18 protein-coding genes and 2 tRNA genes are annotated in these 19,342 nt (G+C 64.3%); 10 read left to right on the plus strand and 10 right to left on the minus strand.

All coding sequences use genetic code 11. The features are described 5' to 3' along the window. Both FR699_RS11655 and FR699_RS11660 read right to left on the minus strand, forming a co-directional pair. The gene (locus FR699_RS11655) at positions 1-1,428 is read right to left on the minus strand and encodes a single-stranded DNA binding protein (protein ID WP_158855745.1); all 1,428 of its coding nucleotides are present in this window, start codon (positions 1,426-1,428) and stop codon (positions 1-3) included. 87 nt (positions 1,429-1,515) lie between these two features. Next, the gene (locus FR699_RS11660; protein WP_158855509.1) at positions 1,516-2,154 is read right to left on the minus strand and encodes a hypothetical protein; all 639 of its coding nucleotides are present in this window, start codon (positions 2,152-2,154) and stop codon (positions 1,516-1,518) included. Between the two features lie 116 nt (positions 2,155-2,270). Here FR699_RS11660 and FR699_RS11665 point away from each other — a divergent pair. Beyond that, positions 2,271-2,343: transfer RNA gene (locus FR699_RS11665), tRNA-Arg, on the plus strand. A gap of 444 nt (positions 2,344-2,787) precedes the next feature. Here FR699_RS11665 and FR699_RS11670 read toward each other — a convergent pair. Both FR699_RS11670 and FR699_RS11675 read right to left on the minus strand, forming a co-directional pair. Continuing rightward, complete coding sequence (locus tag FR699_RS11670) at positions 2,788-3,339, minus strand: hypothetical protein (RefSeq protein ID WP_158855510.1); 552 nt, start codon at positions 3,337-3,339, stop codon at positions 2,788-2,790. Continuing rightward, a complete protein-coding gene (locus FR699_RS11675) occupies positions 3,336-4,679 on the minus strand; it encodes an NRAMP family divalent metal transporter (RefSeq protein ID WP_158855511.1) in 1,344 nt (447 codons plus the stop codon). Before FR699_RS11675 ends, FR699_RS11670 begins: the two co-directional genes overlap by 4 nt. Before the next feature lie 136 nt (positions 4,680-4,815). On the opposite strand from FR699_RS11675, the gene FR699_RS11680 reads away from it, so the two are divergent. Beyond that, positions 4,816-5,436 (plus strand): DUF309 domain-containing protein, encoded by a 621-nt coding sequence (locus FR699_RS11680; RefSeq protein WP_154552593.1) that lies wholly within the window; start codon positions 4,816-4,818, stop codon positions 5,434-5,436. 24 nt (positions 5,437-5,460) lie between these two features. Here the strand turns inward: FR699_RS11680 and FR699_RS11685 are convergent, their stop codons facing one another. The 3 genes from FR699_RS11685 to FR699_RS13225 form a co-directional block, all read right to left on the minus strand. Beyond that, positions 5,461-6,687 (minus strand): proteasome-activating nucleotidase, encoded by a 1,227-nt coding sequence (locus FR699_RS11685; protein WP_154552592.1) that lies wholly within the window; start codon positions 6,685-6,687, stop codon positions 5,461-5,463. A 115-nt stretch (positions 6,688-6,802) separates the two neighbouring features. Next, entirely contained in the window at positions 6,803-8,593 is a 1,791-nt protein-coding gene (gene pepF / locus FR699_RS11690) for an oligoendopeptidase F (protein WP_158855512.1), read from the minus strand. 57 nt (positions 8,594-8,650) lie between these two features. After that, the gene (locus FR699_RS13225) at positions 8,651-8,800 is read right to left on the minus strand and encodes a hypothetical protein (protein ID WP_195837577.1); all 150 of its coding nucleotides are present in this window, start codon (positions 8,798-8,800) and stop codon (positions 8,651-8,653) included. A gap of 188 nt (positions 8,801-8,988) precedes the next feature. Between FR699_RS13225 and FR699_RS11695 the strand changes: the two genes are divergently transcribed. The 4 genes from FR699_RS11695 (at position 8,989) to trpA (ending at position 12,248) form a co-directional block, all read left to right on the plus strand. Beyond that, a complete protein-coding gene (locus FR699_RS11695) occupies positions 8,989-9,234 on the plus strand; it encodes a CopG family transcriptional regulator (protein ID WP_154552589.1) in 246 nt (81 codons plus the stop codon). A gap of 97 nt (positions 9,235-9,331) precedes the next feature. After that, complete coding sequence (trpC, locus tag FR699_RS11700) at positions 9,332-10,117, plus strand: indole-3-glycerol phosphate synthase (protein WP_154552588.1); 786 nt, start codon at positions 9,332-9,334, stop codon at positions 10,115-10,117. Then, complete coding sequence (gene trpB / locus FR699_RS11705) at positions 10,114-11,361, plus strand: tryptophan synthase subunit beta (RefSeq protein ID WP_158855513.1); 1,248 nt, start codon at positions 10,114-10,116, stop codon at positions 11,359-11,361. Before trpC ends, trpB begins: the two co-directional genes overlap by 4 nt. Next, complete coding sequence (gene trpA, locus FR699_RS11710) at positions 11,358-12,248, plus strand: tryptophan synthase subunit alpha (protein WP_158855514.1); 891 nt, start codon at positions 11,358-11,360, stop codon at positions 12,246-12,248. Before trpB ends, trpA begins: the two co-directional genes overlap by 4 nt. Before the next feature lie 33 nt (positions 12,249-12,281). Here the strand turns inward: trpA and FR699_RS13230 are convergent, their stop codons facing one another. Continuing rightward, complete coding sequence (locus FR699_RS13230; protein ID WP_195837576.1) at positions 12,282-12,437, minus strand: hypothetical protein; 156 nt, start codon at positions 12,435-12,437, stop codon at positions 12,282-12,284. 115 nt (positions 12,438-12,552) lie between these two features. Next, positions 12,553-13,221 (minus strand): helix-turn-helix domain-containing protein, encoded by a 669-nt coding sequence (locus tag FR699_RS11715; protein ID WP_229770453.1) that lies wholly within the window; start codon positions 13,219-13,221, stop codon positions 12,553-12,555. A gap of 15 nt (positions 13,222-13,236) precedes the next feature. On the opposite strand from FR699_RS11715, the gene FR699_RS13365 reads away from it, so the two are divergent. The 4 genes from FR699_RS13365 to FR699_RS11730 all read left to right on the plus strand — a co-directional run bounded on the left by FR699_RS13365 (position 13,237) and on the right by FR699_RS11730 (position 16,134). Beyond that, the gene (locus FR699_RS13365) at positions 13,237-14,142 is read left to right on the plus strand and encodes a homing endonuclease associated repeat-containing protein (RefSeq protein WP_233263410.1); all 906 of its coding nucleotides are present in this window, start codon (positions 13,237-13,239) and stop codon (positions 14,140-14,142) included. 70 nt (positions 14,143-14,212) lie between these two features. Beyond that, positions 14,213-14,285: transfer RNA gene (locus tag FR699_RS11720), tRNA-Gln, on the plus strand. A gap of 189 nt (positions 14,286-14,474) precedes the next feature. Then, positions 14,475-14,756 carry a DUF2795 domain-containing protein gene (locus FR699_RS11725; protein ID WP_158855515.1) on the plus strand — a complete coding sequence of 94 codons (282 nt, stop codon included), beginning with the start codon at positions 14,475-14,477 and terminating at the stop codon, positions 14,754-14,756. Between the two features lie 190 nt (positions 14,757-14,946). Beyond that, entirely contained in the window at positions 14,947-16,134 is a 1,188-nt protein-coding gene (locus tag FR699_RS11730) for an MFS transporter (RefSeq protein ID WP_158855516.1), read from the plus strand. 18 nt (positions 16,135-16,152) lie between these two features. Here FR699_RS11730 and FR699_RS11735 read toward each other — a convergent pair whose 3' ends face one another. Further along, entirely contained in the window at positions 16,153-19,341 is a 3,189-nt protein-coding gene (locus tag FR699_RS11735; RefSeq protein WP_158855517.1) for a cellobiose phosphorylase, read from the minus strand. Position 19,342: the final 1 nt, after the last annotated feature.

Here is a 19,342-nt window from a genome sequence, read left to right on the forward strand (position 1 = left end):
TCAGAACAGTTCTTCGACGTCGATGCGTCCCTCGTGGCGCTGTCCTCGCACCGTCACTTCCTCCCCGAGACGCACTGACTCACCGGTTTCGACACTGACCGTCTCCTCACCGTCGTCGATGATGACGGGATCACCGGTCTGGACGACGGTGCCGGTAAACTCGACCGTTTCGCCGTCGCGCTGCTCGCCGCTCTCGTCGACGCTCGATCCATTCTCGTCGTTCGTGCCTTCGTCGGCAAACTCGGAGAGGCCGGTGTGGCCTTCCTCGCCCCCGGCGTCGCTTTCTCCCTGGTCGGCGGAGGGTGCCATCGAGGCCCCGTCTTCGAGCACGACGACCGTCGATTGCCACCCGGCCGAAGCCTCCAGATCGTCTTGGTAGCCGTCCTGGATCTCGACGTCGGCACAGACGACTTCCTCGCCCGGCGCGAGGTCACGATCGGCCTTCTCGCCCCAGAGCGCGACCCGGATGTCACCGCTGTCGTCCTGGATGCGGATGTTCTTGACCTGTCCCTCCGAGCCGTCGTCTCGATCGAACGTCCGCGTGGGATCGGTCGAGCGAACCACGCCACCGATGTCGACGGTTTCGTCTCTCTGGACGTCGTCGATAGGTGTCGTTTCCGGGGCGTATTCGACGTCGGCGTCTGCGATGGTCTCTATGGCCCCCTCTTCGCCGAGGTGGACTTCGAGGTCGCCGTCGCGCTCGCGGACGTACCCGTCGACGACTTCGACGGCATCGCCCGACTCGACTGCCGTGGCGCGGTCGGCCTGTTCGTCCCACAGCGTCACGCGGACGCGACCTGTCTCGTCGCCGATCGCGACGTTGGCGACCTGCCCCTCCGAGCCGTCGTCCCGTTCGAAGGTCCGGATGGGCTCGGTATCGAGTACGACACCCCGAACGGTGACGCTCGATTGACCCAGCGACAGCGCGTCGATCGTTTCGCCGCCGCCTGGCTCGACGTCGATCGTCACCGCTTCGTCCGGTTCGGCCTTGTCCACGCTGACCTCCAGTCCGTTGTAGCCGTCCTGGGGGCGGCCCTGGATCCGGAGGACGTCACCGACTTCGAGTGCCCCGTCGTCGATGGCTGTCGCCTCTTGGTCCCAGAAGGCCAGCCGGACTGTGCCCGTCTCGTCGGCGGCCTCGACGTTGATGACGCGGCCGTCTTCGGTGTCTTCCCCGTCCCGTTCGAAGGTCCGCAACTCGCCGATCGAGAGGGCTTTGGCGACGAACTGCACTTCCTCCATGCCGGCCTCGATATCTGAGACGGTTTCGACCTCGTTTTCGGTGAGCTCGTGGGCGATGAGCATCGCCGCTGTCTCCTCGTCTGCCAGGCCCCCCATCTGTTCGACTTTCTCCTCGACTGCTTCGCGGAACTCCGCTTCGGAAATATCGGCGTCAAGATCCGCGTATACGTCCTCGATCGCGCCCATCTGTCTACCGATGGGCACGGTAGCGTTCCGTTTAAGCGTTGTCGTCGGCTTTGGGGTCGCTGCTTGCGTGCGATTCTCGCCCTCTCTTCAGCTGTCGTCTGGGCCGGCGCTGACGGACCCGTGGGCCGCACTCGCGATGCCCTGGCCGTCGTGACTGACCGAGGCGTTTTCGGGCAACTCCTCCTCGAAGGTCAGTCGCGCCTCGTAGGTGATGTCGGCGATACACTGGGCACTCACCTCACAGTCCTCGCGCTCGACAGATTCGATGGCGATCGAGACCGAGCGTTCCCCACTGTCGTAGGCGATGTCGGTGAGTTGGGCGCGATAACAGAGGTCGTCGCCGCTGATGATTCCTTCCACGATGAGTTCCCCAGCGTCCGTGTCGAATTCGATATCGGTCTCGTCGGCTCCTTGCCCACACTCCGGCGGGCCGGACGAAAACTCGAAGGCAACGCCGTCCATCCGTCCGCCGCTGGCCCACCCGACGCTACTGGAACTGTCACCTTCGGTCGTTGTCGAATCCCCGGTCTGGCCCCCGTCCTCGGTCGGTTCCGTCCTGTCACGCTCTGTCGGCGTGGCGTCGTCGGTCGGCGTCGCGGAATCGCTCGGCTCGCCGGTGTCGTTTTCGCTTGGCTGGTCTGTTTCAGCGCCACTGTCCATACAGCCAGCCGTGAGCCCGATCGCGCTGACGATGCCTGCTGTCTTGAGGAATCGGCGTCGTTCCATATCCGATAGGTTGGGAGGGGTGAAAATGGGCCTTCCGTAGGTTCAAACGAGCCTTTGTCCCGTCGCCCTCGCTGAACCGTAACCCCTTTATCCGGGAGCGCGAAATGGTGAGTTGAGTCCGGATAGGGTAGTGGACTATCCTCTTGGCTTGCGGAGCCAGGGACCGGAGTTCAAATCTCCGTCCGGACGTTCACTTCGTTCGCAGTTTTCTGCTCGCTACGTTCACGTCCGGACGTGCCCCACGCACACTTGGCTCGCGTGGGACTCCGTCCGGACGGTTCCTGCCCACGCCAATCGTCGAGCGATAGCGAGGGGACCGCGTCGGTAGAAACTCGATCAGGGAATTTGAGCAAGGAAGCCATGGCCCGGGAAGCGACGGTAGGGAGCGATCCGGACGTCTCCACGAGTTCAAATCTCCGGTCGAACTCCGTTCGACCGTGGTCAGTGCTCATCGCATTCGCACTGACCTCCGTCCGGACGTGCCCCACCCTCACCGCTCATGGCTTTGCCGTTGTCTCGCGGCCCCGCTGTTCGACTGTCTGTGGAACTTCGTTCCACGCTCTTGGCCGTTTCCGAGGCGCTCCCGCCGGCCGCGTCTCCCAGTACTGACGCGTTCGACAACCCGGAGACTGCTCATTCGAGATTGATCGTCCAATCGACGCGCTCCCGAAGCGTCCCCACAACGTCGCGTTCTCGCCGTGAAACCGGATTTTCGGCCCCGAGTTCGTCGCTCTCGAAGGCGTTGAGCACGGCACACTCCGCGTCGGCCAGGTGATCGACGAGCAGGCTAACGTTCCCGTGGTCGGCCTGGAACGGGATCGTCGCGTCGTTGACGAACACGGCCGTCGGTTTCGGCGCTGCTTCCAGCACTGTCCGGGCGTGTTCGGCGTTCTCACGGGCCAACGCGAGCGCTTCGTCGTCGCTCGTGGCGTCGGCCCGTGGCGCGTGTGCGTCCAGGACGCCGTGCCAGACGTCGTCTGGGACAGACGTGAACCGATCCAGGCGACCGCCCAGCAACTCCCCGTCGCGTTCGACTTCCGGTGCGAACTCCAGGACGACGACGCCGTCGGTCCCGTGTCGGTCCAGCCACGCCTCGAAGGCCCGTGCAGTGGTCCGGGTCTTGCCGACCTGTGAGGGACCGGCCAGCAACGTCGTCCCGCTGAGTGGGACCGGCGAGTCCGTCATGCCGGCTCAGAGTCGATCCGGGCACTCGGTCGATCGTGGATGTACTTGCCAACCAGCGCGACAGTCGCGATGCCCAGTATCCCTCCGAACGTCAGCACGGCCCCGGAAAGCGGATCGATGCCGGCGTTCACTTGCTCGCGGACGAAGTTCGCCGCCAGCCCACTAGAGACCACCAGCAACGCGAGGCCCCCGATGTTCCCAAGCGTTGAGTTGGCTTCCGGAACAGCCCCCGAGTTCAGCAGATAGAGGACGACGGCAATAGCGAAGGGGGTCCCGACGGTGCCAAGCGCCAGCACGAGGACGAGTTGGCCCAGTACCTCGCCGCCGATGAACGCGCCGGGGGCCGACAGCAAGGCGAAGCCAGCCAGCAGCGCCCGGTAGCGACTGTCCGCGACGGTCGTGCCCCATCCCAGTTTGTCCGCGAGGAGGAACGGTGGGACGATCGTGTTGCCGCCCAGCGTCGAGATGGCCGCGCCACCGAGTCCCAGCAAGAACAGCCACTCGGCGCTGGTCCCGACCAGCGGGCCGAGGGCCTCGGCCGCGCCGACCGTCGTGAGATTGGGCTCGCTCAGGACGCTTGCAGTCACGAGGAAGATCGCCACGCTGTAGGCGCCAAAGGCGACCAGCATCGACGCGCCGACGTCGACGGTCGCCAGGCCGTACTCGTCTATCGTCCACTCCCGCGCTCGCATCGTATAGGAGTGCATCGTGATCAGGGTGATGTGGACGGCCCCCCCGAGGATGCCCGCTGCGACGACTGCGCCCCCGCCGGGGATCGACGGGACGAGGCCACCCGCTGCCGCGCCGGGGTCGATCGGGACGACGAACAGCGACGCGACGAACGCGATCACGACCGCCGTGACCAGCAGCTTCGCGACGAGTTCGACGAACCGATAGCCGCGCCCGGCCAGCCCGGCCGCCAGCACGAGCGCCCAGACGACGCCCCACAGGCCCGCGTCGAAACCGGTGATCGACGCCGAGACCGTCGCCGCGGTGTTCATGATCACCAACTGGGCGACCCCGGCCGCGATCACGGCGTCGGCGACGAGGACCCAGGCCCACCACTCGCCTACGTGATCCTCGACGACGGCGACGATCCCACGCTCGGTCAACAGTCCCAGTCGCATCGCGAGATACTGCGCCATCGCGCCGGCAAACGCCGACAGGACGACGACCCAAAGCAGTGCGTAATCGAACTGTGCGCCCGCCGTGACCAGACTCGCCATGGTGGCCGGGCCGGCGGCGATCGCCCCTGCGACCCACGACGGCCCCATCTTCCCGAGATATTCACCGATAGCACCCTCCCGCACGGCTGTGACAGCAGTCGTCGGCCGATTCATGTATCGGTGATACCACTCGATAATAAAAACCGTGCCGACTCCGGACGCGTTGGCTGATGGCGTCGTGATCATAGGCTGGCGGATGGCACTGGCCGGCGTCGGAGCCGTTTAGTCCGCTCGTCCGCAAGCCGGGCGCATGGACACGGCCTTACGGGCAGGTATCGCGCTGTACAACGCCGGGCGCTACCGGACCGCCCACGACGCCTGGGAACACGATTGGATCGGGATGAGCGACGCTGACGAACGCAAGGACTTCCTGCAGGGGCTGATCCAGTTTGCCGTCGCGATCCACCACGCGACCTCGGGCAACGCGGCCGGGGCGATAAGTCTCGCCGAGAAAGCCCCGACGTACCTCGATGGCTACGGCGACGCCTTCGCCGGCGTCGATCTCAAGCCTGCCAGGAGCTATCTCGCTGCGGTCCGAGAGGATCCGACGGTCGTCGACCGGCGAGAGCCGCCGACCCTGACCCACCACGGCGAGGCGATCGCACTCGACGATCTGGACTTCGACGGGACTGTGCTGGCGGCCGACGCCATCGCCGAGAGCGAGGGAGAGAGCGAAGAAGCGTTGATCGAGCAGGCGATCGAATATGCCAGAGCTGATCTGGATGCTGGCGAGGAGGGAAGCCAGTTCGTCACGTTCCTGTTCGATTACGTGCGGGAACCGCAGGCGCGGGCCATTGTGACCCAGCGACTCGGCGAACACGTCAGCCGACGACAATCCCGAGAAGACGACGTCTCTGGGCTGTTCGAGTAACGGGGTGGGGGCGGTCGTTCCGGATCAGTGGAACATGACCGGCGTTCCGACGCTGTCCTCGTGGTCGTCTTCCTGAATCTTCTCGATGGCGTCCGTGAAGTCCTCACGCCGGACGTCGGTGCGACTGTCCCGGATGGCGAACATTCCGGCCTCGGTGGTCAAACTCTCCAGTTCCGCGCCGGTCAGCCCGTCAGTTTCGGTCGCGACGGCGTCGAGGGCGACTGTTTCGGCGAGATTCATCTCGCGGGTGTGGATCTCCAGGATGCGTTCGCGGCCTTCCTGATCGGGTTCGGGCACTTCGATGAGACGGTCGAAGCGACCGGGCCGGAGGATGGCGCGATCGAGCATGTCGAAGCGATTGGTGGCGGCGATGATGCGGATCTCCCCGCGGTCGTCAAAGCCATCCATCTCGCTGAGGAGTTGCATCATCGTCCGCTGGACTTCGGCGTCCCCGGAGGTCTTCGAGTCGGTCCGTTCGGAGGCCAGGGCGTCGATCTCGTCGATGAAGATGATCGCTGGCTCCCGTTCCTCGGCGAGTTCGAACAGATCACGGACGAGTTTCGCACCCTCGCCGATGAACTTTCGGACCAGTTCCGAGCCGGCCATCTTGATGAATGTGGCGTCGGTCTCGTTGGCGACGGCTTTGGCCAGCATCGTCTTGCCAGTTCCCGGCGGGCCGTGCAAGAGGACGCCACTGGGCGGGTCGATCCCGACTTTGCGGAACTGATCGGCGTTGATCAACGGCTGTTCGACGGCTTCTCGGACCTCCCGGATCTGGCTCTCGAGTCCACCGATGTCGTCGTAGGTGACGCCAGGCGATTCCGAAATCTCCATCGCCTGGGCGCGAGCGTCCGTCTCGGCTTCGAGCGTCGACTTCACGTTGAACGAGTCGTTGATCGCGACTCGCTCGCCCGCTTCGATCTCGCCTTCCAAGTTGGTCGGCAGATCGGTCAGCACTTCCTGATTGTTACCGTGCTGTTTGACGATCACGCCGTCGTCGGCGACCTCTTCGACGGTGCCGATGTACAGCGAGGACGTCTTGAGCGCTTGGTTTTCACGTTCGAGCGTGTCGACTTCTTCGGCGAGCGAGCGCTGCCGTTGGCGGACGGCCGCGAGTTGTTCGTTCAACTCCTCGTTGACCCGAACGACGTCGACGTAGTGCTCTCTGAGCGCTGCGAGCCGCTCAGAAGGCGACATCTCGGGGTCGAGGTCCAGCGTGGGGCGATCCGGCAGCGAGGGACTGCGGGACATCTAACGTATGAACGTAGTCGGTCGGAGAAAAAGTGCCTTTGGGTCGCGGCTTTGCCCGCCCGATCGACACGTCACCGACGTTTCGTGATGCCCTGTCTAGCCGCCAGGGCGTGTCTCAGAGCAAGTCTGCCATCCGATCGAGGTTGTCGTCGTACTCGGCGATCGCGTCCTCGATCGGGCTGGACTCGGACATGTCCACCCCGGCGGTTCGGAGTAACTCGAGCGGGTAGTCGCTGGACCCACTGGCGAGGAACGCCCGATAGCGCTCGGCTGCCTCATCGCCCTCCTCGTCGATGGCCCGGGCCAGCGCGACGGCCGCCGAGATCCCGGTCGAATACTGGAAGACGTAAAACGACCGGTAGAAGTGTGGGATCCGCAGCCACTCGCGGGCGATCCGGTCGTCGACCTCGGCGGGCTCGTAGTAGTCGCTTTTGAGTTCTCGATAGAGATCGTTCAGCCGGTCGGGCGTCAGCGGCTCGCCCGCCTCGCTCATTTCGTGGGCACGGTGTTCGAACTCCGCGAACATCGTCTGGCGGAACAGCGTCGACCGGAAGCGTTCGAGGTACTGATTGAGCACGTGGCGACGCAGGTGGTCGTCCTCGACGGTCGCAAGCAGATGGCGGGTCAGCAGTGCCTCGTTGACCGTCGAGGCGACCTCGGCGACGAAGATCTCGTAGCCCGAGTAGACGTAGGGCTGGTTCTCGCTGGTGTACTCGCTGTGTAGCGAGTGGCCCAACTCGTGGGCAAGCGTGTACATCGACTCGACGTCGTCCTGGTAGTTCAGCAGAATGAACGGCTGGGAGTCGTAGGTCCCGCCCGAATAGGCCCCGGCCTGTTTCCCGCGGGTCTCGTAGACGTCGACCCACCGCGACTCCAGACCCTCGGCGACGCGGGACTGGTAGTCCTCTCCCAGCGGTGCGAGAGCCTCGACGACGTACTCACAGGCCTGCTCGTACTCGATATCTGGACTCTCGGTCTCGGTCAGCGGGACGTACAGGTCCCACATCTGCAGGTCGTCGCCGTCGGTGTGTTCTCGCTTGAGTTCGGCGTGGCGGTGCAGCGGGTCGAGATTGTCCCGGACCGTTTCGATCAGCGTGTCGTAGACTTCCACGGGGATGTTCGGGCCATGGAGCGACGCCTCGCGGGCAGTGTCGTAATTGCGGGCGGTCGCCAGCTTCGACCCCGTTTTGACCGTGTTCTTGTAGGCCGTGCTCACGGCGTTGTGGACCGTGTCCCACTCGTCGTAGAAGGCTTCGTAGACGTCTTCTCGGAACTCGCGATCGTGACGCTGCTGGAGGGTGGTGAAGTTGTTGAGCGTGATCTCGACGGCCTCGCCGTCGGGGTCCTCGACGGTGGGGAAGGTCATGTCGGCGTTGGTCAGCATGTCGTAGACCTCCCCCGGTGCGCCCATGACCTCACCCAGATCGGCCAGCAGGGACTCGACTTCTGTCGAGCGCGTGTGCGGTTTCATCCGCAACACGTCGTCGAAGTAGTGCTCGTACTCTTCGAGCTCCGGTTGGGCCTCGATCAGCGCCTCGACCTCCTCGCGGTCCAGGGACTGTATTTCCGGTTCCAGGAAACTCGCCGCACTGGAGGCTCGTGCCGAGAGTGACTGGGCGCGAGTAGCCATCGCTTGGGCGTCGTCGTCGCGGGTGTCCTCGTCGCGGCGCATTCGCGCGAACGAACTGACGTTCGAGACCGCGCGCATCAGCTGCTCGTAATCGTCGAGGACCGATAGCAACGTTTCGGCGTCTGCGGTTGCCTCTCCCTCGTAACTGGCGACGACCTCGATCAATTCCTCAGCGTCCTCGTAGGCGTCTTCCCACGCCTCGACGTCTGCATACAGTGACTCCAGAGCCCACTTGTACTCCTCGTCGATCTCGCTTCGTTCGGGTACGGAACTCACGCTCAACGCATAGGGCAGGCGGGCGCTAAAACGTTCGGACGCGACCCGAGCGAATCCTCATCGGTCCGGTTGGACGGTCAGATCGGTCGCAATCCAGCCATCGGGATTGCCGTCCTCCGTGAATACGGTCCGGTTGGGAGACGATTCGAAACACTGCACTGGGACCTCTCGGTCGCGACCGCCGTCACCATTGTCGGTTCGGGCCATTACCTCTCCGTAGGTGGCGTGGCACGTATCAGTGTTTTGGCTAGCCTAAAACACTGGGAACGACAGCGGCACTGATCCGCTACTCACTACGGACGGGGTCCCTCCGCCACTGGTTTCGGGCCTGGGGTGTGTCTGGGCGGCCGGCACCGAGGGATAGATTCATCCGGATGCAACACTCACCGTCGGATATGCCGAAAATTTCGATCTCGTTGGCCGACCGTATCGAGAGCGACATCGACCGACTCATCGAGCAAGGTGAGTTCGTCAATCGCGACCAGGCCGTCGAAGAACTCCTGACGATGGGTGTCTCGGCCTACGAGACGACCGAGGAAGCGACCGAACTGGCCGAAGACGATCTGTTCTCCCAGACCGTCGAAGACCAGCAGGATCCCGCGATCCACGACGACGACCCCGACGAAGGGTACACTTTCTGAACGCCCTGGCAACGGCGGTTTTTCCACTTTCGCTTCCGTGTAGGGACGGGTCTGTGTCGCAAGTCTTATGAACATGTCTGTACGTTAGTGTACGGTAATGGACGCTAGTGAGGAGATGGCGCCCGAAGTACGATCGATCATCGAGGCTGCCCGCGACCGTGGCGAGGGCGACGGGCGGATCGACGTCCAGCCCCGGTCGGTGTCTGGGGCCTTCCAGCGGGCCGAGGGCGACGGGCGCGTGCCGACGATCGCCGAGGTCAAGCCGACGAGTCCAACGACAGAGGGGACGCGCGCTGACGATCCAGTGGCCCTCGCCGAGCAGATGGTCGACGGCGGTGCGGCCGCGCTGTCGGTGCTTACCGAACCCGACCACTTCGGGGGGTCGCCCGAGACGCTCCGGCGGGTTCGGGCGGCCGTCGACGTGCCGATCCTCCGGAAGGATTTCCTGCTCTATGAGGCCCAACTCGACGTGGTCGAGGCAGATATCGTCCTCTTGATCGTCCGATTCCTCGAAGCGGACGGGACAGACGACCTCGAAGCGATGCTCGCGGCCGCCCGTGACCGGGGCTTTCAGGTACTCGTCGAGACCCACTCCCGCGAGGAGGTCCAGCAAGCGATCGACGCGGGTGCGGAGCTCATCGGCGTCAACAACCGCGATCTCGCCGACTTGGAGCTGGATCTCTCGACGTTCGAGTCGGTTGCACCTACGGTCCCCGACGACGTGACGCTGATCGCCGAGAGCGGGATCGAGACGACCGCGGACGTGACCCGGATGCGGGACGCAGGTGCGGACGGACAACTGATCGGCTCGGCGATCATGGACGGCGACGTGCGTGCGAACACGGAACGACTGACAACACTCCCGGAGAACACAGAGCTATGAGCAGCGACACTGACGGCAAGTTCGGTGCCTACGGCGGCCAGTACGTCCCCGAGGCACTGATGCCCGCGATCGAGGAATTGCGCGACGCCTACGAACGATACGTCCTCGAAAACGAGGACGGCTTTATGGACGAGTTCCGACGGCGGCTGGCGGACTTCGGCGGCCGTCCCACCCCACTCCAGTACGCCGAGCAGTTGAGCGACCGTTACGACACCGAGGTCTATCTCAAACGGGAAGACTTGCTTCACGGTGGCGCCCACAAACTCAACAACGCGCTGGGACAGGTCCTGCTGGCGAAGTACATGGGCAAAGACCGCATCATCGCCGAGACTGGTGCAGGCCAACACGGCACCGCGACCGCGATGGCTGCCGCCCATTTGGACATGCCCTGTGAGATCTTCATGGGGTCGACCGATATCAACCGTCAGCGGCCCAACGTCTTCCGGATGCGACTCAACGGTGCGGCGGTCAACCCGGTCACGACTGGCCGCGGGACGCTGAAAGAGGCCATCAGCGAGACGATGCGCGACTGGGCGACCAACGTCGAGGACACCCACTACGTCATCGGGTCGATCGTCGGCCCGGACCCGTTCCCGCGGATGGTCCGTGACTTCCAGTCGGTCATCGGCCAGGAGGCCCGCGAGCAAATCCGCGAGGAGACTGGCGCCCTCCCGGATTCTGTGGTCGCCTGTGCCGGCGGGGGGTCGAACACGATGGGTGCCTTCGACGCGTTTCGTGAGGACGAGGCCGTCGATTTGATCGCCGTCGAGGCCGGTGGCTCCTCCCTCGACGTCGACGAGGAGACGGGCGTTGCCCCCAACTCCGCGACGCTATCGACCGGGGAGGAAGGCGTCCTCCATGGCGCGCGGACGAAACTCCTGCAGGACAGCGACGGCCAGATCATGGAGTCTCACAGCGTCTCCGCGGGCCTGGACTATGCCGGTGTCGGCCCCGAACTCGCTCATCTCGTCGACTCGGGTCGCGTCCGAGCGGTAAACGTCGACGACGAGGTTGCCCTGGAGGCGTTCCATCGTCTTTCCCAACGGGAAGGGATCATCCCCGCCCTGGAGAGTGCTCACGCGTTCGGGTATCTCCAAGAGCACCCGGATGCCGTCGGCGACGTGACGGTCATCAACCTCTCGGGACGCGGTGATAAGGACTTAGAGACTGTCATCGAGGAAACGGAGCAACGCGATTTGGATGTCGACGTCGACATGAGTGTCTTCGCGGAGGCCGAACGATGAGCAACGACGCAATCGAGGCGGTGTTCGCGGCCGGCGAGCCCGCATTTATCCCCTACCTGGTCGCCGGTGATCCGGACTACGAGTCCTCCCTTTCGTACGTCGAGGCACTGGACCGTGGCGGGGCAGACATCATCGAACTCGGGCTCCCGTTCTCGGAGCCGATCGCCGAAGGGTCGACGATTCAGGACGCGATCGTTCGCTCCCTGCAGGCGGGGATGACGCCCGCCCGCTTCTTTTCGTTCGTCGACGATCTGGACGTCGAGGCCCCGCTGGTCTGTATGACCTACTACAATCTGATCTATCAATACGGGGCGAGGGAGGTCCACAGCGCCTCGGAAACGCCAAGCGGCGAAGCCACGAGCCAGGAGCCAGGACCCGAGGCCTTCGTCGCGCGGGCCGCTGAATCCGGGATCGCGGGGCTGGTCGTCCCCGACCTCCCGGCCGAGGAGGCCGACCCACTCCGGGCAGCGTGTGACGAGTACGGACTGGATCTGGTCTTCATCGTCGCGCCGACGACGGAAGGCGAGCGCCTCCAGCGGATGATGGAGCGGGTCTCGGGGTACGTCTACGTTCAGGCACGCTTGGGCACGACCGGTGCTCGCGACGACGTGAGCGATCAGACCGACGAGAGCCTCGCACGCCTCGCCGAGTGGGATGTCCCCAAGGCCGTCGGCTTCGGCATCAAAACCGGCGATCACGCCGAGCGGATCGTCTCAGCCGGTGCCGATGGCATCATCGTCGGGAGCGCACTGGTCGACATCGTTGCCGAAGGCACGGACAACGACGACCCGACCGAGGCCGTCGCCGATCGCCTCGAAGCCAAAGCCCGGGAACTCTCGGACGGAGCACTCCGGGGACTGACGCCGACGGCGGACGCTAACGACTAACTTGGCTCCGGAGCGTGTTGTTGTCGGGCGGTTTCACTGCGGTTCTGCTTTGCCGGCGTCGAAGCCGATCGACGCCAGGTCAGCCCGGTCGTAGACGAGTCGGCGACCGTCGACGTCCACCGTCACGCGAACCGCCGCGCGGCCCTCGGACAGTTCTAGCGTTTCGTCGATCGGTGTGTTCCGTGTCATACCGTTCGATGGTATGTGATGGGGCTGAATGCCTGTTGTCGCGAAGTACTTCGGGGTTTATACGGCACGGCGTTCGATCGACCGGCACGCCCGGCGATCGCGCCGAGCGGAGTCGTCAGTCTTCCCCGGGGAGGACGCTCTCGACGAGGTGTCCAAGTGCCCGGCGGAGCCGCACTGACATCGTGGACTCGGCGACGTCGAAGCGGTCGGCCAGGGTCGCGAGGTCGGTTTCGCGGGGTACGTCGAAGTAGCCTGCCTCGTGAGCCACAGACAAGACCTCGTGGGCATCAGTTTCGAGGGGGACCGGCAGCTCACCGATCGGCTGGCGCGCTTCGAAGACTCGTTCGAGTCGACAATCGATATCGTGGTCGCCACAGAACGAGAGGAACTCGCGGATCGACTCCCGGTCGGTCGTTCGGATACGGACGCGCCACCCCTCGGCCGTCGAACGCAGATCGAGCAGTTCGTCGCCGAAACTGGCCACGTGTTCGGTCATCACCGGGACGTCCGGGGCGATAGTCAGGCGATACGTTCGCCGGTCGGCGTCGGCCCCAAAGACCTCGCTTGCGGCGACGGTCGGATCGGCCGCAAGCGCCTCCTCGAAGGCGGGGAAATCCGACGTCAGCACGGTCACGTGAAACCAGGTCGTCTCCTCGTGGGAGACCGGCAATCGCTCGGCGTACACCGTCACGTCGTGATCACTGGCGAGTGTCGGCCCGAGCACGACGCGTGCGGATGCTACGGTCAGTTCCGCGATAATCGTCTGCTCGTCCACACGCGCCATTGGAGGGGCCACGATATGCCGATTTCGGCTTCTGCAGCGAACGGGCCTCCCTTTATAACGGATGACGAACACAGCAAGGGCGTGGCTACGGAGCACGACTGCATCGAGGCACTCCGAGACGCCGCGGCGGAACTCGGAGAATCGCCGACGAAAGCCCAATACGAGGCCCTCGGGATGACGCCTGCAGCGTCAACGATTCTTCGCGTCGTCGGTGGGTGGAACGAAGCGAAACGACGCGCTGGACTAGGAACATCGCCGTCGACGGGGACTCGCGTCGCACCGAAACCGGATGAGGTTGATCTCCCCGAGAATTTGGCGTGGACAGAACTCACCCAGGACCAGCGGTGGCACTACAAACACGTCGATCGGAACACGCAACGAACCTTGCAACGGCGACATCGACTTCGTGCGTGGGTGAACGATCGGAAAGCGCAACGTGGCTGTCGGAATTGCGGTGAATCCAATCCCGCCTGTCTCGATTTCCATCATTCGAACGATGATAAAGAGATGGCAATCACAGATATGATCACGCACGGGTATTCGATCGACCGCTTGAAGGACGAGATTGCCACCTGCGAGGTGCTCTGTGCGAATTGCCATCAGAAACAGCATGATCGACGTCCTGCTGTCGTTCGTGACGAAACAGCGTCGCCGACGACGAAGCGTGAACGACTCCAGGTGTGGACGTTCGCGTATCGCCGCCAGGCTGGCTGTCAGCGATGTCACGAGACCGATCCAGTCTGTCTACAGTTTCATCACGAGACGCCAGAAACGAAGACTGACTCAATCGGCAATCTGATCGCTAACTCGGCTCCGGAGGCAGCGGTGCGAGGTGAAGTCGAGAAGTGTATCGTACTCTGTGCAAGTTGCCATCGAAAAGAACACCGTGAGTCGCCTGTAGAGATTGGTCCTGATACGTGAGTGTGCCGTCCTGACACGGAACGGCACGCTTCGCAAAACTCAAGTACGACAACTGGATATGTCTCAATGCAGTCCTGTGGTGTAGTGGCCAATCATGTAGCCTTCTGGGGGCTACGACGGAGGTTCGAATCCTCCCAGGACTATTTTACGACGAACAAAGTCGTGAGTCGTAAATCTCCCTGAGATTCGAACCAGGGAACGGAGCATCGCGGAGTGACTGCTTTTCCACCGGTCTCCCGGTGCCAGTGTAACCACAAAACCGGGAGTGAAACGTAAAAAGCCGCGATATTGGGGGATGATATACATACTCTCTCACATCCACCGGGCGCGTGATGTACATCGACATCGAGACGCTCATGGAGGGGGTGTCATACCCTGCGGACTGCGAGGAAGTTATCGAGACGTGTGGGGGTCGGACGGTGGAACTACAGCAGGGGGAGGAGACGGTCGCCGAAGCGCTCGGTCGCTGTAACGCTGGCGAGATTCAGACAGCCCAGTCCGCCCGCGAGACGCTGTTGGCGTCGCTGAGCGAGGGGGCAATCGGTCGGAAGTACTACAGCGATCGCGACCCGCCGGTCCCTGGCACGGAGTGGCGGGAACCACTCTCGCTGTGAGACGAGAGTCGGGCGGTAACCGACCGCTTTCGATGGGCGACGCGACGAGCGGCCAGCATTGAAGGGTCCGTAGCGCGATGAGTCAGGCGATGCGTGTCGAGACGGGACAGCTACCCGACTGCGTCCCCGGTCGTTCGTGTCGGACGTGTTGGCGCTCAATCCAGTGGTTCAGCAATCGCTCTCCTCACCCATGACCGAGCGGAGGCGCCTGGCCTTCGTTGTCTGGGCCGTGTTGGTCTCACAGGTGTTTCTCTATCCCGGCCTCGAGCAGCTGGTCCGGGCGCTGGGCGGTGGTGGGGGAATCCTCCCGCGAACCTGGTTTCTGGTCGCCGAGTTCGGTGCGTTCGTGGTCTGTGCGGTGTTGTGGGGACTGGCCAGCGATCGGCTCGGCCGGCGGACGCCGCTGGTCGTCGTCGGGGCGGCCGGGGGCGCAGCTAGCTACCTCGCTGTCGCGTTCGCGCCGCGTCTGGGTGTTGGCTTCGACGGTGTGTTGGTGCTTCGGGTGCTCGGCGGCGCGTTCACGATCGGTGCGTTCTCGTTGTCGATCACGAAGTTGATGGATCTCGCCGGTGGCCACGGCCGGAACATGGGTGCTGCCGGGGCGGCGATCGGCTTTGGCGCAGCACTTGGCTCGATTACCGGCGGTGGGCTCTCGACGGTCGATCCCCTCGCTCCGCTGTACGCGGGTGCAGCCGTCCTCGCCGGCGCAGCGCTACTCGCGGCGACGGTCCCGGACCGGACGTCGGGCGGCGGTCTCGACCTCGGCCCGCTGCTGGCTCGATTGCGCGGGAGACCGGCATTGATCGTGCCCTACGCGTTCGGGTTCATCGATCGCCTGACGGCCGGCTTTTTTGCACTCACTGGGGTTGCCTACTTCACCGATGCCTTCGGCGTCGGCCCCGCACTCGCCGGCGTCACCCTCGCGCTGTTTTTCTTCCCCTTCGCAGCGCTGCAGTATCCCATGGGGCATCTCTCCGATCGTGTCGGGCGGTTTCTCCCCGTTGTCGTCGGCTCACTCCTCTACGGTGTGACGATCGTCGCCGTGGGAGTTGCGCCGGTGTTCGCCCTCGCCGCGGCGCTGATGGTCGTCGTCGGGGTCTGCGGGGCGGCGGTCGCCCCAGCGACGATGGCGCTCGTGACTGATCTCGTCCCAGCCAGCGAGCGTGGGTCGGCCATGGGCGGGTTCAACGTCTTTGGCAGTCTCGGGATGCTTGCGGGGTTCCTCGTCGGCGGCGTCGTCGCCGACCGCTATGGCTTCCTCACTGCCTTTCTGGCCGCTGGGGGCCTCGAAATCGCGATCGCACTGCTGGCGGCACGAGCTGTCTATCGACTCACCGACGGCCGGATATTCGCCGGCAAAGAAGAGGGCGTCTCGTGAGCGTCTCCGTATCGGGTGTCAGCGCAGTTCGACCGTGATCTGTTCGGCCTCTCCCGACCGGACCCGTCGACTGTACGGTTCGCCGACCGTCCCACCGTCGACCTCCACGGTTTCGCCGCCTTCGAACGTGATGGTCACGGCCGCCGGGGCGACACCGTCCCCGAAGGTGTCCTCGCCCGCCGGATTGCGGTACTCGACGGTCGTCTCACCCAGGAACGTGCCCGTGAGGCGGCCGTCGTCGAACAGCCAGTCGGGCAGTCGCGGGTCCAGGGTGAGGGTGAGTTCGCCGTCTTCGAGCCCGAACGGACGCTCGCCGAACAACATGTGATGGAGCATGCTGAGAAACTCCACTGTCGAGCCGGTCAGCCGGGCGACGAACCCGCGGCCGTGCAGGGATTCGTCGGGGTGATCGGAGGAGACGAGGAACGAGGAATTCTCCAGTGGACTCCGTCCGTACTGCTCGGGATCCTGGAAGGGAATCGCCGCTTCTTGGAGGTCGGCGAAGAACTCCTCGTAGAGGCCAGCCCGCAGCAGCGCCTTGAGGTACTTATACTCCATGTGGAGCCAGATGGACTCGTTTTCGAGCCAGCCGGGCGTGAACGTGCGGGCGCGGCCGATGTCGAAGGGTTGGTCCGAGAGATCGGCGTTGACCTTGTACATGCCCAGCTTCTCGTCGTAGAGCCCACTGTCTTTGACCTGCTCGTAGATCGTCGCCGCATTGCCCGCCTCGGCACCGCTTTTGAGCGCTCTGACGGGGCCTTCGAGGAACAGCGGGAGGGGCTCGGGCTCGAAGGACTCCACCTCGACGAAGGCAGCGTCGTGATCGAGCCCTTCGGGAACCTCATCGACGTTGCGTTCACTGTGCTCCTCGACGTGGAACCGGAAGTACGTCGGGACCTCGCCGTCGTTGCGGTCTTTGGCGCGAGCGATCCCGTCGTCGACTTTCCCCTCGAAGGCCGCGAGGGCCTCGTCCAGTTCCCCGAGGTCGAGGTCGACGGTCTCGCCGTCGAAGCCCCAGTGGACGCGATCGCGATAGCGCTCGCGGGCGGTCGCGATCCGATCCCAGTAGGCGTGATCGCGGTCATCGCGATCGGTCTCGCGGTACCACGCCAGTGCGTCCCGGACCTCCTCCAGCAGATCGTAGATCTCGACGGGCAGCGTGAGGCTCTCGACCTCGCTCGGGGCGTCCGCGATGGCGTCTCTTGCCATCGCGAGCAGCCGGGAGAGTTCGTAGGTCTCGGGCATCGACGACCCGAAAATCGCTGGGAGGCCGGCCATCGCGTCGTCCCAGCCGGGGTTGCCGGCCTCCATCTCGATGCCCATGCCTTTCGGGTCCATCGTTGCGAACTTCACCAGCCCGAGTGCGGTGAGTTTCCCGAGGAGGTTCGTCTCGAAGACCTCGCCGTGGCCGTCGTCGGTCCGGACCGCGTACGGTCGGGCGTCCCGCGATTCGATGAGTTCCCGCTTCTGTTCGTCGTGTTCGAGCGTGTTGGCCTGGCGGATCTGGCCGTCGATGTCGACGTACTTCAGCTTTCGCGGGCGCACCTTGACGGCGGTGTCCTGGAAGGTGTACTCCTCGCGGCCGAAGAACAGATCGGCCTTGCGATCGGGGTAGATGTCCAGATACTTCTCGATGGAATCGAGGTTGTACGTCCAGTGGTCGACCCAGTAGCCGTCCCCGAAGGAGGTCTCGAAGTGGCGGGTGGCTTTCTCCAGGGCGACCGAGAGGAACGCCGCTGCATCGACCGTCAGACCGCCGTCTTCGACGATCGCGGCGGTGAGGAGCCCGCCGGGCGTAAAGGCGTCTTCGAGGGTGTCCTCGACGGCGTCGGGTGCCTCGACCAGATCGAGGATCGCGTCTCGATCCGCGGGTTCGACGAAAAAGCGGTTGCCCTCAAGCACCAGCGGGTTGTACCCGTCGGCCTGGACGAGATTCATGTAGGAGACGACGTTGAAGTCCTCGACGCCGGGCTTGAGCCAGACGTCCTCCCGGCGGTTCTGCAGGACGTCACGGAAGTTCCCGTTGCCCTGGGAGTAGAACTCGGGGGCGACGTAGAAGTCGTTGTAGTCCCGTTCGAGGTCGCCGTGTTTGCGGGAGTAGACGTGCTGGACGACATCCTCGTCTTCGCCGAGCAAGACCGGCCAGCCGCCACGGAGCACGTTGTCGAAGAACGTCTGGCGGGTATATTCGTCGAAGGTCTCGTCTGCCGTCTCGACGGCGACGTGATCCGTCAGGTCCCTGGCGAGATCGTTGGCTCGCTCGCGCTGCTGGGCGGCGAACTCGGCGTCCAGCCGTGCGGCGTGATCGAGTGCCTGCTCGTGCTCGCTGGCGTGGCCGACGAGCTCTTCCAGCGAGAGGGTCTCGCCGGGTGCGAGAGTCTCCTCGGTACCGAAGAAGCCACACGGCGTCCGCCCGACGGTGATCTGTTCAGCGTCGTAGACGGCATCGAGCCCGCCGTCACGGAACCGATCGGGGGCCGAGAGGGACGTCTCCTGGCCGAAGACGACGTTCGGATCGACCACCGGGTCGAGTTGTTCGCCGTCGGCGACGGCCGTGTAGAAGTGCCCGCCGTCGGCCTCCTCGAGCGTCGCTTCCTCGCCCATCGTCGGGTTGACCTGGTAGAAGGGTACGCCCGACTCGAGGTGCTTGACGGCCATCCAGGCCTCGCTGGTCCGGGCGACGAACTTGAGCTCCTCGTCGGGAACGCCGTCGGGGACGACGACTGGCAGACCGTCCAGTACCGAAAGTTCGACCGATTCCGTCCCGGTGTTTTCGATATCGACCTCCCGGACCAGTCCCGCGAACGGCTCCTCGGTCACAGTGAAATACCGGACGGTCACTTCGAGGCCGTGTTCGTCGTGGGTCTCGGTGAGTTCGAGTTCGTTCGCGCCGACGGCCATCTCCCGGTTGCCCGCCGAATCGGGGGCGAACGGTTCGTAGAACTCGCCGTCGACGTCGAGGAAGGTCCGAAAGCCGACCTTCGCTGTCTGGCGGTAGGCCTTGTTCGCCGGCAAGAACTCCATGATCGCGCTGTCCTTGTCGCCGACGCCCATACTGGTGATGGCCTGCCCGCGGTTGACGTACAGCACCCACAGCGGGATGCCCATCTCGCCGGCGATGCCGGGCAGGAAGCTCGAAAAGGGATCGCGGTCGTCGTACTCGCTGATAACGAATCGGTTGCGGTCGTCGAATGAGTGTCGGTCCATA

Origin of the sequence: Halorhabdus sp. CUG00001 (assembly GCF_009797925.1) — an archaeon.
GTDB lineage: Archaea > Halobacteriota > Halobacteria > Halobacteriales > Haloarculaceae > Halorhabdus.